Below are 15,262 nucleotides of genomic sequence, written 5' to 3' on the forward strand. Positions count from 1 at the left end.
GCTGACGGGGGACGGACATGGCATTCGGCAAGGGACATCACCTGCATCTGGTCGATGGATCGGCCTTCATCTTCCGTGCCTATCACGCGCTGCCGCCGCTGACGCGCAAGTCGGACGGGCTGCCCATCGGGGCGGTCTCGGGCTTTTGCAACATGCTGCACAAGTTCGTCGAGGATAATCACGGGCCGGATGCCCCCACCCATGTGGCAGTCGTGTTCGACAAGGGCAGTCACACCTTCCGCAACGACCTCTACGATCAATACAAGGCCAACCGCGAGGCGATGCCCGAAGACCTGCGCCCGCAGATCCCGCTGACCCGCGACGCCACCCGCGCCTTCAATATCGCCTGCCTGGAAATCGAGGGCTATGAGGCCGATGACATCATCGCCACCCTGGCCCGCCAGGCGCGCGAGGCGGGCGGGCGCTGCACCATCATCAGTTCCGACAAGGACATGATGCAACTGGTCGGCGGCGGCGTCGAGATGCTGGACGCGATGAAGAACATCCGCATCGATCGCGAGGGCGTTGAGGCCAAGTTCGGCGTCGGGCCGGAGCGGGTTGTCGATGTGCAGGCGCTGGCCGGTGACAGCGTTGACAACGTGCCGGGCGCGCCGGGCATCGGGGTGAAGACGGCGGCGCTTTTGATCAACGAATTCGGCGATCTCGATACATTGTTGGAGCGCGCGGGCGAGATCAAGCAACCCAAGCGCCGCCAGACGCTCATCGACCATGCCGACCAGATCCGCCTGTCGCGGCAGCTTGTCCTGCTCGATGACGCGATGGAGCTTGATTTCAGCCTGGACGATCTGGACCTGCGCGCGCCCGAGCCGGAAACCCTGCTGGCCTTCCTGGCCGAGATGGAGTTCCGCACTCTGACCAAGCGCATCGCCGACAAGATGGGCGTCGAGGCGCCCGAGATCGAGATCGCACCCCAGGCCGAGGAGGGCGCGGAGGCGCCCGAGGAGGTGCCGTTTGACGCCGCAGGCTACGAGATCGTGCGCGACGCGGAGGCGCTGCAGGTCTGGATCGACACGGCCCATGCGCGCGGCTACATCGCGGTGGACACCGAGACCACGGGCCTCAACGAAATGCAGGCGGGGCTGGTGGGTGTCTGTCTTTGCGTCGAAGCGGGCAAGGCGTGCTACGTGCCGCTGATGCACAAGCCCGGCGGCGATGACCTCTTCGGCAGCGACACGCTGGAAGAGGGGCAGATGGGCCTGGATGAGGCGCTGGCGCTGCTGAAACCGATGCTGGAGGATGCGAGCGTCCTCAAGATCGGGCAGAACATGAAATACGACGCCAAGATCCTGAAACGCTACGGGATCGAGGTGGGCCCTATCGACGACACCATGCTGATGTCCTACGCGATGCATGGCGGTATCCACAATCACGGCATGGATGCGCTCAGCGAACGCTATCTGGGCCACACGCCGATCCCGATCAAGTCGATCCTGGGCAGCGGCAAGTCCATGAAAACCTTCGATCAGATCAAGATCGAGGACGCCGCGCCCTATGCCGCCGAGGATGCCGACATCACCCTGCGCCTCTGGCAGGCGTTCAAGCCGAAGCTGCACCAGGTGCAGGTGACCACGGTTTATGAGACGCTGGAACGCCCGCTTGTCCCCGTTCTGGCGCGCATGGAGATGCACGGGATCAAGGTCGACCGCGATACGCTTTCCCGCATGTCGAACGCCTTTTCCCAGAAAATGGCGGGGCTGGAGGCCGAGATCCACGAACTTGCCGGACGCAGCTTCAATGTCGGCAGCCCCAAGCAGTTGGGTGAGATCCTCTTTGACGAGATGGGGATCGAGGGTGGAAAGAAGGGCAAGACCGGCGCTTATGCCACCGGCGCGGATGTGCTGGAGGATCTGGCGACCGAGCATGACCTGCCCGCGCGGGTGCTGGATTGGCGGCAGCTTTCTAAGTTGAAATCGACCTATACCGACGCGTTGCAGGACCATATCGACCCCGATACGGGCCGGGTGCACACCTCTTACGCCATCGCCGGGGCCAGCACGGGGCGGTTGGCGTCTACCGATCCGAATTTGCAGAACATTCCGGTGCGCACTGAAGAAGGGCGACGGATACGCGAGGCGTTCGTGGCGGAGCCCGGCAATGTGCTGGTCTCGCTGGACTATTCGCAGATCGAGCTGCGCATCCTGGCCCATATCGCCGGGATCGAGCAGTTGAAGCAGGCGTTCAAGGACGGCATCGACATCCACGCGCTGACCGCCAGCCAGATGTTCGGCGTGCCGCTGGAGGAGATGACCCCGGACGTGCGCCGCCGCGCCAAGGCGATCAATTTCGGGGTGATCTACGGCATTTCCGGCTTTGGCCTCGCGCGCAACCTGCGCATCCCCAGGGCCGAGGCGCAGGACTTCATCAACACCTATTTCGAGCGCTTCCCCGGTATCCGCGACTACATGGACGACACGAAAGAATTTGCAAAATCAAACGGTTACGTTCAGACACTTTTCGGACGCAAGATCCACACGCCCGAGATCAACGCCAAGGGCCCGCGCGCCGGTTTCGCCCATCGCGCGGCCATCAACGCGCCGATTCAGGGCACGGCGGCGGATGTGATCCGGCGGGCGATGATCCGCATGGATGACGCCATAGAAGGGCTGCCCGCGAGGATGCTCTTGCAGGTGCATGATGAATTGCTCTTCGAGGTCGAGGAGGGCGCGGCGGAGACGCTGATCGCCCGAGCGCGGGAGGTGATGGAGGGGGCGTCGGATCCTGCCGTGAAGCTCTCGGTTCCGCTGACGGTCGATGCGGGGCAGGGCGCGAACTGGGCCGAGGCGCATTGAGCCTGCACAGACGCACAGCAGCTTTCAAACCCTGTGCGTTCGCGAACCCGAGAACAAAACGGTTATTCCTATCTTACTGACGCTTATTGCCCTTTCTTGAAAGAGGCTTTTGGGGGCTCGGTCGACTTGCGGGCAGACCGACCTTCCCGCCCCTTTACCGCGGTGCTAGGGGGGGGGCAGAGTGACATCTCTGTCAGTAAACAGGAGCCCTTCCCATGCTGAATTTCATCTCTCGTCCGATGGTCCGCCTGGTAGACAGGTATCTGCCCGATCCCTTCGTCTTTGTGCTGGTGCTTACCCTCGTGGCCGGCATCGCCGCCGTGCTGACCCAAGAGAGCGGCCCGCTTGACGTGGTCATCATGTGGGGTGACGGGTTCTGGAGCCTTCTGACCTTCTCCATGCAGATGTTGCTGGTACTGGTGACGGGCTACATGATGGCGTCCACACCCTTGGTGCGGCGTGGCCTGTCAGCGCTGGCGGCCCTCGCGCGTAGTCCCGGCGGGGCGATCTTGCTGGTCTCTCTCGTCTCGCTGGCCGCATCCTGGATCAACTGGGGATTCGGACTCGTGGTCGGAGCTCTGTTTGCGCGGGAACTGGCGCGCACGATCCGCGTCGATTACCGCCTGCTCGTCGCCTCGGCCTATTCCGGATTCATCGTCTGGCATGGGGGGTTGGCAGGGTCGATCCCGCTTTCGATTGCGACCGAAGGGCACCCCTTCGTCGACATCACGGGCGTGATTTCGACATCCGAGACGATCTTCTCGGTCTACAACATCGCCATCGTAGCGGCCTTGTTCATTGCGGTTCCGCTGGTCAATCGCGCGATGATGCCGCGCAACGAGGATGCGGTCTATGTCGATCCCGCGCTCCTCGTCGAGGATGAGGTAAAGAAACCCGACAACGCCACCCCGGCTGAACGCATGGAGCACAGCTTCGCGCTGCCGATCCTGGTCGGCGCGGCGGGCGCGGCCTGGCTGATCCAACATTTCGCTACCGGCAACGGGCTGTCGCTGAATGTCATCAACTTCCTGTTCCTGACCTTGGCGATCCTGTTGCATGGCAGTCCGCGAAACCTGCTGAACGCGCTGGACGATGGCGTGAGAGGCGGGGCCGGGATTGTGATCCAGTTCCCGTTCTATGCCGGTATCATGGCGATCATGGTGCAGTCGGGGCTTGCGGCCAGTATTTCCGAGGGGTTGGTGAGCTTCGCCACTGAAACCTCGTTGCCATTCTGGTCATTCCTGTCTGCCGGTATCGTCAACTTCTTCGTGCCCTCGGGCGGCGGACAATGGGCGGTGCAGGCCCCGGTCATTCTTCCGGCGGCCGAAGCGCTTGGCGCCGATCTTGCCCGCACCTCGATGGCCGTGGCCTGGGGCGATGCCTGGACCAACATGGTACAGCCGTTCTGGGCGTTGCCGATTCTGGGCATTGCCGGGCTTCGGGCAAAGGACATCATGGGCTTCTGCGTAATCCATCTGATCCTGTCGGGCTTCATTATTGCCCTTGGCCTGACCTACATCTGAGATCAGCAGCATAAGTGGGGACGGGGTCACGAGGCTGCCAATGATCGCGGGCCAACGGCCCCGCCCCTTGCGGTGAAGGAGCGGACAGGATTTGGTTTCACCAGGTATAGGCGAGGAGGTGAAGCATGACCCACGGACAGGACAAGGGCGGCATCAACCTGCCTTTCACCGGCATCGCCACCTTCGGCAAATCCCCCTATTTGGCCGATTGGGAGGCTCTGGATGCCGATGTCGCCATCCTCGGTGCGCCGTTCGATTTCGGCACCCAGTTCCGGGCCGGCGCGCGGTTCGGGCCGCGGAGCATTCGTGAGGCATCGACGCTGTTCTCCTTCGGCCATGGGGGTGCGTATGACCACGAGGATGACGTGACCTATCTGGGGCCGGAGACCTCGATCGTCGATCTGGGCGATGCCGATATCATCCATACCGATACCGATGGCAGCCACGCCAATATCGAGGCTGCCGTGCGCTTCATCCTGTCGAAAGGCGCGCTGCCGGTGGTTCTGGGGGGCGATCATTCGGTGCATATCCCCTGCATCCGCGCCTATGAGGGGCGCGGGCCGATCCATGTCGTGCAGATCGACGCGCATCTGGACTTTGTGGATGAGCGCCATGGGGTGCGGCATGGCCATGGCAACGCGCTGCGGCGCGCGGCGGAGCAGGATCATGTCAGCGGCATCAGCCAGCTTGGCATCCGCAATGTCAGTTCCACCGCGAAGGAGGGCTATGAGGCGGCGCGTGCGATGGGGACGGATATCCTCTCGGTCCGGCAGGTGCGGGCGATCGGGGTCGAGGGGATGATCAAGCGGATTCCGGCGGATGTGGACCTTTACTTTACCATCGACATCGACGGGTTCGATCCGTCCATCGCGCCGGGCACCGGCACGCCGAGCCATGGCGGGTTCCTCTATTACGAGGTGCTGGAGCTGCTGGCGGGGCTGGCGGCGCGGCAGCGGGTGGTGGGGATCGACCTGGTCGAGGTCGCGCCGGATCATGACGCGGGCGATGTGACCTCGGTGCTGGCGGCGCAACTGCTGCTGAACCTGATCGGGCGGGTATTGCACGCGGGCCACGCGAGGTAACGCTTGACCGGATGGCGGCAGGCGGCGTCTGCTGCGGGTCAAAAGGAGCCTCTGCAATGTCCGATCTGATGACTGTCCAGAACGCCGCCGGTCCGGTGGCCGAGATACGCCTCAACCGCCCCGCCAAGAAAAACGCGGTGACGCTGGAATTGCTGGCCGACCTGGTCGCGGCCTGCGAGGCGCTGGCCGACGAGCCGGGTCTGCGGGCCGTGGTTCTCTCAGGCGAGGGCGGCGATTTCAGCGCCGGGATCGACCTCTCGGTGCTGATGTCCCTTGCGGGCGACCTGGAGGGCGTGAAGGCCGAAATGCTGGCGATGGAGCCGGGCCAGCCGAACCGGTTCCAGGCCCCGGCCAAGGCGCTGATGGACCTGCCTGTGCCGGTGATCGCCGCGATTGAGGGCGTGTGTTTCGGGGCCGGGATGCAGCTGGCGTTGGCCTGCGACTTCCGCATTGCCGCGCCCGGTGCGAAGCTGTCGATCATGGAGGGCAAATGGGGCCTCATCCCCGATATGGGCATCAGCCTGAGCCTGCCGCGCCTGATGGCGCCGGATCGCGCCAAGGCGCTGATCATGACGGCGCGGGTGCTGTCGGGCGAGGAGGCGCTGGCCGAGGGGCTGGTGACGCGTGTGGAAGGTGATCCGCACGGGGCCGCGATTGCGTTTGCCGAGGAACTGGCGGCACGCTCGCCCGATGCGGTGCGGGCGTCGAAGGCGCTGGTGGATCAGCTCTGGGGGCAGGCGGGCGACGGCTTGCGGCTGGAGGCGGAGTTGCAGGCGGCACTGATGGGGGCGCCGAATCAGATGGAAACGGTGATGGCGCAGATGCAGAAGCGCGCGCCGGTCTACAAGTGAGCCCGGGCGGCATCGACCGGCGCGCCGTCCTGTTGGGCGGTCTGGCGGCGGGGCTGGCCGGGCCGGGATCTGCGCAAGTGCCGGGGAAAAACCCCCGGCCCGAGGTGCCGGTGGTGGTCCCGCCGGAGCATCCGCGCGTGGCGGGACTGGTGGGGCAGGTCTCGGCGGTCCGTCTGCGCGCGACGGTCGAGGGGCTGACCGCGTTCCCGACCCGCTGGAGCCCGTCGCCGCAGTTTCCGGCGGTCGAGGATTGGGTGGCGCGGGCGATGGGGCAGGCCGGACAGCCCGTGGCGCGGCAGGGCTACACGCTGCAGACCGGCGTGACACGGCACAATATCGTCGCGGGCAATCCGCTTGATCCGCGCGGGGTGGTGTTGGTCGGCGCGCATTTCGACAGTATATCTGAGCGCCCCGGAACGGACGCGCCGGGGGCCAACGACAACGCCTCGGGCATGGCGGCACTGATCGAGGCGCAGCGGATCCTCGCGCCGCTGTCCTTCGCGCATGAGATCGTTTTCGTTGGGTTCTCGGGCGAGGAGCAGGGGCTGGCCGGCTCCACCGCCTGCGCCAATATCGCCGCGCGCGAGGGGTGGCGGGTGGCGATGATGCTGAACCTCGACATGCTGGCCCGCCGCCGCGACACTCCGGACGCCCCGCTTTTCATCGAGGTCGATCAGGGCAACGCGACACCAGCGAATGACCGGGCGGCGGAGGCCTATGGCGCGCTGGCGGCACGGCTGGCCGCGGAACACACCAGCCTTGCCACTGCCCATACCGATATCTGGGACAGCGATTACATGCCGTTCGAGGCGCAGGGCTTTCCTTGTATCGGGTTCTACGATGGCGGGGCGGAGGCGCCGGAATATCACAGCAGCAGCGACGGGACGGACCGGCTGGATTGGCACCGGCTGGAGCAGGCGGCGCGGCTGGTCGTGGCCACAGGCGCGACGGTGGCACGGCTGGCGTGAGGCTGGTTTCGGGCGGGAAACCGCGGCGACGCGGTTTGCGCCACGCGTTTTCGAAAACGCGTTTCGCGCTCAGCCGTCCAGGTCAGCGACCGGGATGATCGGGAAGAACGTGGCCTGCGACCAGACGCCGAACCAGTCGGTGCCGTCGATCACGTGGGATTCGCCGAGATCGACCAGCCGGTAGAAGCTCTTGCGGTCGATCAGCGCCTCCATGCCCGCGCGCACCATGACGTAAGGTGAAGGCTCGCCCTCCTCGTCGCGCACCACGCGGATAGGATGCTCGGGCCCGGCGATGACGGTATCCTCCACGCTTGTGGTGAAACTGATGACCTGCTCGGCGCCCGCGCCCGCCGCCTCGATATCGACCGCGACGAAGGGCTTGTCGACGACGCGGATGCCGACCTTTTCCACCGGCGTGACCAGGAAATACTGGCCATCCTCCAGTTTCAGGATCGACGAGAACAGCTTGACCAGCGCGTGCCGCCCGATGGGCGTGCCCATGTAGAACCAGGTGCCGTCGCGCCGGATCTCCATGTCCAGATCGCCGCAGAATTCAGGGTTCCACAGGTGGACGGGCGGAATTTTGCCGCCCTTCTGGGCCTCCCTGGCGGCTTTCATCAGGCTGTCGGCGGTTGGTTTCACGATGATTTGTCCTGTTTCGGCTTTTGCCATTTGTGGTCGGCGCGATAGTTGTCTTTACTGAGCCGATATAAATCCTCGAGCGGAGCATTGCCATGTCTGACCCCGAAAAGCTTGTCGACGAGATAGAAGCGCTAGGCCGCCGGTTGGCCGAGGCGCGCGCCTCGATCGCTACGCGGATCATCGGCCAGGGGCAGGTCGTGGACCTGTCGCTTGCGGCCCTTCTCTCGGGCGGTCATGCCCTGTTGATGGGGTTGCCGGGGCTGGGCAAGACATTGCTGGTGGACACGCTGTCGACGGTCATGGGCCTCACGGCGGCGCGCATCCAGTTCACGCCCGACCTGATGCCCGCCGACATCCTTGGCTCCGAGGTGCTGGAGACCTCGGATGACGGCGCGCGGTCGTTCCGGTTCATCCAGGGCCCCGTCTTCTGCCAGCTTCTGATGGCCGACGAGATCAATCGCGCCAGCCCGCGGACGCAATCGGCGCTGTTGCAGGCGATGCAGGAGCGTGAGGTAACCATCGCGGGCGTGCATCACCCGCTGCCCGCGCCGTTTCACGTTCTGGCGACACAGAACCCGATCGAGCAGGAGGGCACCTATCCCCTGCCCGAGGCGCAGCTTGACCGCTTCCTGGTCAAGATCGACGTCGATTACCCGGACCGCGAGACCGAACGCGGAATCCTGTTGGCCACAACGGGGACCGAGGAGGCCAGCGCGCACCAGGTCTTTACCGCCGAGGATCTGATGGCCGCGCAGCAGGTCGTGCGCCGGATGCCGGTGGGCGACGGGGTGGTCGAGGCGATCCTGGACCTCGTGCGCGCCTGCCGCCCCGAGGATGAGGGCGCGCCGCAGACGGTGCGCGATCACGTCGCCTGGGGGCCGGGGCCGCGCGCGGCGCAGGCCTTGATGCTGACGGTGCGGGCGCGGGCGCTGCTGGACGGGCGGCTGGTGCCCTCGGTCGAGGATGTCGTCGCGTTGGCACGGCCGGTGCTGTCGCACCGCATGGCGCTGAGCTTTGCCGCAAGGGCCGAGGGCGTGGTGCTGGAGGATGTGATCGACGAGGTGACGGCCCGCGCGACGCGGATCGAGGCGGCCGCTTGACCCTGAACACCCGCCATACGCCGGAATCCCTGCGCTCCCGCTCCGAGGCGGTGGCGGGCAGCCTGCCGTCGCTTCTGGCCGATGCGCAGCACCTGGCGGCGACGATCCTGCTGGGCGAACATGGCCGCAAGCGGGCGGGCACGGGCGATGAGTTCTGGCAATACCGGCAGGCCGAGGCGGGCGATGCGTTGCGGTCGATCGACTGGCGGCGCTCGGCGCGGGCGGATGTGCATTTCGTGCGGCAGACCGAATGGCAGGCGGCGCAATCGGTGATGATCGGCGTCGATGACGCGCGCTCGATGACCTATTCGGGGTCGAAGGCGCGCCCCTCGAAGCTGCGCCGTGCGCAGACCCTGGCGATGGCGCTGGCGATCCTGGCGGTGCGCGGCGGCGAACGGGTCGGGCTGACCCATCTGGCGGAACCCCCGCGCGGCGGCGAGGCGCAGTTGATGCGCATGGCCAGCGCCCTGATGGACCCCGAGGATGCGGGCGACTATGGCACGCCGCGCCCACAGGTGATGCCGCTGGGCGCGCGCGCGGTGGTTTTCTCGGATTTCCTGGGCGAGGTCGGCCCGGTCGAGGAGGCGCTTGGCCAGGCCGCCGACCGGGGCGTCAAGGGCGCGCTGGTGCAGGTGCTGGACCCCGACGAGGAACGGTTTCCCTTCGACGGGCGGACCCTGTTCGAGAGCATGAGCGGCGCGATCCGCTTCGAGACGCTGAAGGCGGGGGGCCTGCGCGCGGCCTATCTGAAACGGCTTGCGCTGCGCAAGGCGCAGCTGCGCGACATCGCGCGGCACACCGGATGGCGCTATCACTGCCACCATACCGGAGAGGGGGCGGAGCCGAGCCTCTTGTGGATCTATCGCGCGCTTGAAAAGGTGCGGTTGTGACGGGCGGGCGGGGCATCTTTACGGGGGCGGAAAGCGGGCCACGCGTCGATGCGCGTTTTCACCGTTCAAATTCTAGGGGGCACCCATGATCGGAGGTCTCTCCTTTGCCGCGCCGGGGCTGTTGCTGGCGCTGATCGCCTTGCCGATCCTGTGGTGGCTGTTGCGCGCGGTGCCGCCTGCGCCGATCCGCAGGCGCTTTCCCGGTGTGGCACTGCTGATCGGCCTCAAGGATGATGACAGCCAGACCGACAAGACACCCTGGTGGCTCTTGCTCTTGCGTATGCTGGCCGTGGCCGCCGCGATCATCGGCTTTGCCGGGCCGGTGCTGAACCCGCCCGAGGAGCGGGAAACCGACGGGCCGCTGCTGGTGCTGATGGATGCCTCCTGGGCCTCGGCGCGCGACTGGCCGGTGCGGCTGGACCGGGCGCGGGGGCTGATCGAGGAGGCGGGGCGCGATGGCCGCCCGGTCGCACTGGTGCAACTGACCGACCTGCCGGCGGGCGAGGGCGTGGCATTCCAGGCCGCGAATACCTGGCTGGCGCGGCTCGACAACCTGGAACCGCAGCCCTTTGCCCCCGACATGGGCGCGGCGCTTGACTGGGTGCAGGGGATCGAGGGCGAGTTCCAGAGTTTCTGGTTTTCGGACGGGCTGGACCATCCCGGCCGCGACGACCTGGCGCAAGCGCTGGCGGATGCGGGCGGTGTCATTGCCTTCGAGGGCGGGCGCGACGTGTTGGGCCTTGGGCCCGCGCGGTTCGAGGATGGCGTGATCCTGGTGCCGGGATACCGGCTGGAGACCGAGGCCGACCGAGCCGTTACCGTGCAGGCCTTCGGGCTGGACCCCACGGGGGTCGAGCGGGAACTGGCGCGCGGAGACCTGGCATTCGCGGCGGGCGACGGCGAGGCCGAGCTGGAGCTGGACCTGCCGCCGGAGCTGCGCAACCGGATCAGCCGGTTCCAGATCGCGGGCGAACGCAGCGCGGGCGCGGTGAGCCTGACCGATGACGGGTTGCAACGGCGCGAGGTGGGGCTTCTTGCCGGGGCCTCCGAGGCCGAGGGGCAGGAGCTTCTGTCGCCGCTGCATTACTTGCGGCAGGCGCTGGCGCCCACGGCGGACCTGCTGGAGGTGGGGCTGTCGGACCTGCTGCTGGCCAGCCCCGATGTGATCATCCTGGCCGATGTCGCCACGCTTTCGCCCGAGGAAACGCAAGGCTTGCAAGCCTGGGTGGAACGCGGCGGGATGCTGGTGCGCTTTGCCGGGCCGCGGCTTGCGGGCTCGGACGTGGCGCGCGACCAGCTTGATCCGCTGCTGCCGGTGCGGCTGCGCGAAGGCGGGCGCACGGTGGGCGGCGCGATGAGTTGGGGCGAACCGAAGGCCCTGCGCGCCTTCGACGAGGACAGCCCGTTTTACGGGCTTCGCATCCCCGCCGATGTGCGGGTGAGTTCCCAGGTCCTGGCGCAGCCCGACCCCGAGCTTGCCAGCCGCTCCATCGCGGCCCTTGCCGATGGCACGCCGCTGGTGACGCGGGCGCGTCTGGGGCAGGGACAGATCGTGCTGTTCCATGTCACCGCGAATGCGGAATGGTCGACCTTGCCGCTGTCGGGCCTGTTCGTGCAGATGCTGGAGCGGCTGGCGATTTCCACCCGCCCCGTGGACCCCGACGCGATCGACCTGGCCGGAATCACCTGGGTGCCGGAAGTGTTGCTGGACGGGTTCGGCACGCGGCGCGAGGCGGGCGTGATGCCCGGTGTCGACGGGATCGACCTGGCCACCGCGCCGCTGTCGGCAGCGTTGCTGCCCGGTCTCTATTCCGGGTCCGAGCGCCGGGTGGCGCGCAACGTCCTGGGGGCCGAGGAAATGCTGAGTGCCGCCAGTTGGCCCGCCGCCATCCCGGTCGAAGGCATGGATGCGCGCCCGGTGGTGACGCTGGCCTGGGCCTTCCTGAGCGGGGCGTTCGTGGCTCTCTTGATCGACTCGCTGGCCGCGCTGTGGCTGTCGGGGCGCTTGCCGGGGCTGGCGCGGACCGCCGTGCTGCTCCTGGCCGTGACGCTCGCGCCCGAGGCGCAGGCGCAGGAGGAGTCGGACGAGGCGCTGGCACTGCTGGCGACATCGGAGGTCACATTCGGCTACGTCCTGACGGGTGACGCGCGGCTTGACGAGACATCCCGCGCGGGGCTCTACGGGCTGGGCCTGACACTGGCGCGGCGCAGTTCGGTGGAGCCCGCGCCGCCCATCGGGATCGACCTGGAAAATGATGAGCTGGTCTTTTTCCCGATGATCTACTGGCCGATCAGCCCCGATCAGCCGATCCCGTCGGATGCCGCCTATGCCCGGCTCAATGCGTATTTGCGCGGGGGCGGCATGATCGTGTTCGACACGCGCGACGCCGATATCGGGCGCTTTGGCACCTCGACCCCCAATGGCCGCGCGCTTCAGGAAATCGCCCGCCCGCTGGACATTCCGCCGCTGGAGCCGGTGCCCGCGGATCACGTGCTGACGCGCACCTTCTACCTGTTGCAGGACTTCCCGGGGCGCCATCTGGGCCGGGATGTCTGGGTCGAGGCCGCGCCGCCGGATGCCGAACAGATCGAGGGGATGCCGTTCCGCAACCTCAACGATGGCGTCACGCCGGTGGTGATCGGCGGCAACGATTGGGCCGCGGCCTGGGCGATGGGGGAAAACGGGCGGCCTCTCTATCCCATCGGGCGCGGGTTTGCCGGGGAACGTCAGCGCGAGATCGCGCTGCGCTTCGGTGTCAACCTGGTGATGCATGTGCTCAGCGGCAATTATAAGTCCGACCAGGTGCACGTGCCCGCCCTTCTGGACAGATTGGGGCAATAGCGATGACCGGAACCCTTCTTTTCGATCCGCTGCTGCCCTGGCTGGTGATCTGGGCCCTGGCCGCGCTGGCCGCGCTGTTCCTGGCGCTTCAGGTCTGGCGCAACCTGGCCGGTTGGCCGTTCCGCGCGCTGGCGGCCCTGGCGCTGCTTCTGGCGCTGGCGAACCCGTCGCTGCAGGACGAGGAGCGCGAGCCGCTGACCGATATTGTGCTCATGGTGATCGACGAAAGCGCCTCGCAACGCATTTCCGACCGGCCCGACCAGACAGAGGCGGCGGCAGAGGCGGTGCGGCGCGAGGTTGACGCGCTGGATATGGAATTGCGCGAGGTCCGGGTGGGCGACGGGCCGGACAATACCGGATCGCTGGTCATGGGCGCGCTGACCGAGTTGATGGCCGAGGAGCCGCGCGCCCGGATTGCCGGCGCGATCGTGATTACCGACGGGCAGATCCACGATGCCGAGCTTGCGCCCGATCTGCCCGCGCCCCTTCACGCGCTGATCACGGGGGCCGAGGAGGACTGGGACCGGCGGCTGATGGTGCAGAACGCGCCCGCCTTCGCCATCCTGGGCGAGGAGGTCGTGCTGACCCTGCGTATCGAGGATGAGGGCGCGGTGCCCGACAGTATCGGCGGGCTGGCCGAGCTGCGCATCTCGATCGACGGGCAGGATGCGCGCAGCTTCATGATGCCGGTGGGCCGGGAGTTCGACCTGCCGCTGACCCTGCCGCATGCGGGCATGAACGTGATCCAGTTCGAAGTGCCGGAGGCGGAGGGCGAGATCACCGATCGCAACAACGCCGCCGTGGTGCAGATCAACGGGGTGCGGGACCGGTTGCGGGTTCTGCTGGTCTCGGGCCAGCCGCATCCGGGGCAACGGACCTGGCGCAACCTGCTGAAATCGGACCCCTCGGTCGACCTGGTGCATTTCACCATCCTGCGCCCGCCCGACCGGCAGGACGGGGTGCCGGTGACCGAGTTGAGCCTCATTGCCTTTCCAACCCGCGAGCTGTTCCTGGAAACGCTGGACGAGTTCGACCTGGTGATTTTCGACCGCTACCGGCGGCGCGGCATCCTGCCGATGATCTACCTCGACAATGTGCGCGCCTATGTCGAGAATGGCGGCGCATTGCTGATGGCGACGGGGCCGGATTTCGCCAGCGCCGCCTCGCTCTACCGCACGCCGCTATCCGAGATTTTGCCGGGGCGGCCCACGGCGCAGGTGATCGAGCAGCCGTTCCTGCCGCAAATCTCCGACCTCGGCCAGCGTCACCCGGTGACGACGGGGCTGGAGGATACGCATACGCCGCTGCCCGGCAGCGATGCGCCCTGGGGCCGCTGGCTGCGCCAGATCGACATCACCGAGCAAAGCGGCCAGACCGTGATGACCGGGGTGGATGGGCGGCCTTTGCTGATGCTGGACCGGGTCGGCGAGGGGCGGGTGGCGCTCCTGGCCTCGGATCACGCCTGGCTGTGGGATCGCGGCTATGAGGGCGGCGGGCCACAACTGGAGCTTCTGCGCCGTCTTGCGCATTGGATGATGGGCGAGCCGGAACTGGAGGAGGAGGCCCTGCGCGCCGAGGCGGATGGGCAGACCATCGTGATCACGCGCCAGACGCTGGAGGACAGCGCGGGCGATGTCACCGTCACCGCGCCAGACGGGTCCGAGGTGGTGGTCGAGCTTGAGGAATCCACGCCGGGGCGCTTTACGGGCGAGTTCACCGGGCCGGAGATCGGGCTTTACCGTCTGCGCGAAGGCGACCGCGAGGCGGTCATCGCGCTTGGCCCCGCCGCCCCGCGCGAGTTCGAGGAGACGCTGGCCAGCGGCGCCCTGCTGGAAGAACCGGCGGCGGTTCTGCGCGGCGGCGTGATGCGGCTGGAGGACGGGATGCCGGATATCCGCACCGTCTCGGAAGGGCGCAACGCCTCCGGGCGGGGCTGGATCGGCGTGACCCCGCGCGCGGCCTACCTGACCACGGATATCACCGTGACGCCGCTGCTCCCCGCATGGCTGTTCCTGTTGCTGGCGGCGGGGCTGATGCTGGCGGGCTGGATCCGCGAGGGGCGGCAATAGAGCGTTCCGGGAAATACTGAAACGCCAGGACCCTGCCACGCCTTCAGCGCTCCCGTGTTCTTGGCGATACCATGAGCAATTGGTGTTTCCCGAACCGCTCTGGTCAATCGAGCGCGTGGATGGTTGTCTCTTCGGCCCATCCCGTCACGTTGGTCGAGGTCCGGATATGGACCGTGTCGGCGCCGTCCGGGATTGCCACGTCAAAGAGGCTGCGGGTAAAGGGTTGCTCATCCACATGCGGATGCGCCAGCACGCGGGTCTCCAGGATCGTGCCGTCGGCCAGTTCCACCCGCCATCCATCGGCGTAATCCTCCCACCCCGTATCGGCATGTGCGACGGTCACGTCGAAGCGCCAGAGGCCGCCCGATTCGGACGCCTCCATGGCCACGATCCGGGCGGGATCGGCCATGGCGGGCAGGCCGAGACCAAGCAGAACGGGCAAGGCGTGCAGCAATCTCATGCCCCCTTATCCCACGCCGGATTCC

The 15,262-nt window shown here is 66.9% G+C and carries 11 protein-coding genes; 9 read left to right on the top strand and 2 right to left on the bottom strand.

The window, feature by feature from the left end; translation table 11 throughout:
• The first annotated feature begins 17 nt into the window (after positions 1-17).
• From polA to HNS34_RS13255, 5 genes are all read left to right on the top strand, one after another.
• Positions 18-2,810 (top strand): DNA polymerase I, encoded by a 2,793-nt coding sequence (gene polA / locus HNS34_RS13235; RefSeq protein WP_172320547.1) that lies wholly within the window; start codon positions 18-20, stop codon positions 2,808-2,810.
• Positions 2,811-3,025: 215 nt separating this feature from the next.
• The gene (locus HNS34_RS13240) at positions 3,026-4,333 is read left to right on the top strand and encodes a short-chain fatty acid transporter (RefSeq protein WP_172320548.1); all 1,308 of its coding nucleotides are present in this window, start codon (positions 3,026-3,028) and stop codon (positions 4,331-4,333) included.
• Between the two features lie 125 nt (positions 4,334-4,458).
• Positions 4,459-5,415: an agmatinase gene (gene speB, locus HNS34_RS13245; RefSeq protein WP_172320549.1), complete on the top strand. Its 957-nt coding sequence runs from the start codon at positions 4,459-4,461 to the stop codon at positions 5,413-5,415.
• Between the two features lie 56 nt (positions 5,416-5,471).
• Entirely contained in the window at positions 5,472-6,266 is a 795-nt protein-coding gene (locus HNS34_RS13250; RefSeq protein ID WP_172320550.1) for a crotonase/enoyl-CoA hydratase family protein, read from the top strand.
• Entirely contained in the window at positions 6,263-7,234 is a 972-nt protein-coding gene (locus HNS34_RS13255; protein WP_172320551.1) for a M28 family metallopeptidase, read from the top strand. Before HNS34_RS13250 ends, HNS34_RS13255 begins: the two co-directional genes overlap by 4 nt.
• A gap of 69 nt (positions 7,235-7,303) precedes the next feature.
• Here HNS34_RS13255 and HNS34_RS13260 read toward each other — a convergent pair whose 3' ends face one another.
• Complete coding sequence (locus HNS34_RS13260; RefSeq protein WP_172320630.1) at positions 7,304-7,882, bottom strand: DUF1285 domain-containing protein; 579 nt, start codon at positions 7,880-7,882, stop codon at positions 7,304-7,306.
• A gap of 86 nt (positions 7,883-7,968) precedes the next feature.
• On the opposite strand from HNS34_RS13260, the gene HNS34_RS13265 reads away from it, so the two are divergent.
• From HNS34_RS13265 to HNS34_RS13280, 4 genes are all read left to right on the top strand, one after another.
• Positions 7,969-8,976, top strand: coding sequence for an AAA family ATPase (locus HNS34_RS13265; RefSeq protein WP_172320552.1), 1,008 nt, complete (start codon positions 7,969-7,971; stop codon positions 8,974-8,976).
• On the top strand, positions 8,973-9,866 hold the full coding sequence (locus HNS34_RS13270) for a DUF58 domain-containing protein (RefSeq protein WP_172320553.1): 894 nt from the start codon (positions 8,973-8,975) through the stop codon (positions 9,864-9,866). Before HNS34_RS13265 ends, HNS34_RS13270 begins: the two co-directional genes overlap by 4 nt.
• 85 nt (positions 9,867-9,951) lie before the next feature.
• Entirely contained in the window at positions 9,952-12,708 is a 2,757-nt protein-coding gene (locus HNS34_RS13275) for a DUF4159 domain-containing protein (protein ID WP_172320554.1), read from the top strand.
• Positions 12,709-12,710: 2 nt separating this feature from the next.
• Positions 12,711-14,777: a hypothetical protein gene (locus tag HNS34_RS13280; protein WP_172320555.1), complete on the top strand. Its 2,067-nt coding sequence runs from the start codon at positions 12,711-12,713 to the stop codon at positions 14,775-14,777.
• 103 nt (positions 14,778-14,880) lie between these two features.
• Here the strand turns inward: HNS34_RS13280 and HNS34_RS13285 are convergent, their stop codons facing one another.
• Positions 14,881-15,237 carry a hypothetical protein gene (locus HNS34_RS13285; RefSeq protein ID WP_172320556.1) on the bottom strand — a complete coding sequence of 119 codons (357 nt, stop codon included), beginning with the start codon at positions 15,235-15,237 and terminating at the stop codon, positions 14,881-14,883.
• Between the last annotated feature and the right edge of the window lie 25 nt (positions 15,238-15,262).

This window comes from Alterinioella nitratireducens (assembly GCF_013155465.1).
Lineage (GTDB): Bacteria > Pseudomonadota > Alphaproteobacteria > Rhodobacterales > Rhodobacteraceae > Alterinioella > Alterinioella nitratireducens.

Bases quoted from the DNA above. Each gene is read 5' to 3' on its own strand.
- polA (WP_172320547.1), top strand. From the start codon at position 18: ATGGCATTCGGCAAGGGACATCACCTGCATCTGGTCGATGGATCGGCC.
- HNS34_RS13240 (WP_172320548.1), top strand. From the start codon at position 3,026: ATGCTGAATTTCATCTCTCGTCCGATGGTCCGCCTGGTAGACAGGTAT.
- speB (WP_172320549.1), top strand. From the start codon at position 4,459: ATGACCCACGGACAGGACAAGGGCGGCATCAACCTGCCTTTCACCGGC.
- HNS34_RS13250 (WP_172320550.1), top strand. From the start codon at position 5,472: ATGTCCGATCTGATGACTGTCCAGAACGCCGCCGGTCCGGTGGCCGAG.
- HNS34_RS13265 (WP_172320552.1), top strand. From the start codon at position 7,969: ATGTCTGACCCCGAAAAGCTTGTCGACGAGATAGAAGCGCTAGGCCGC.
- HNS34_RS13275 (WP_172320554.1), top strand. From the start codon at position 9,952: ATGATCGGAGGTCTCTCCTTTGCCGCGCCGGGGCTGTTGCTGGCGCTG.
- HNS34_RS13280 (WP_172320555.1), top strand. From the start codon at position 12,711: ATGACCGGAACCCTTCTTTTCGATCCGCTGCTGCCCTGGCTGGTGATC.
- HNS34_RS13285 (WP_172320556.1), bottom strand. From the start codon at position 15,237: ATGAGATTGCTGCACGCCTTGCCCGTTCTGCTTGGTCTCGGCCTGCCC.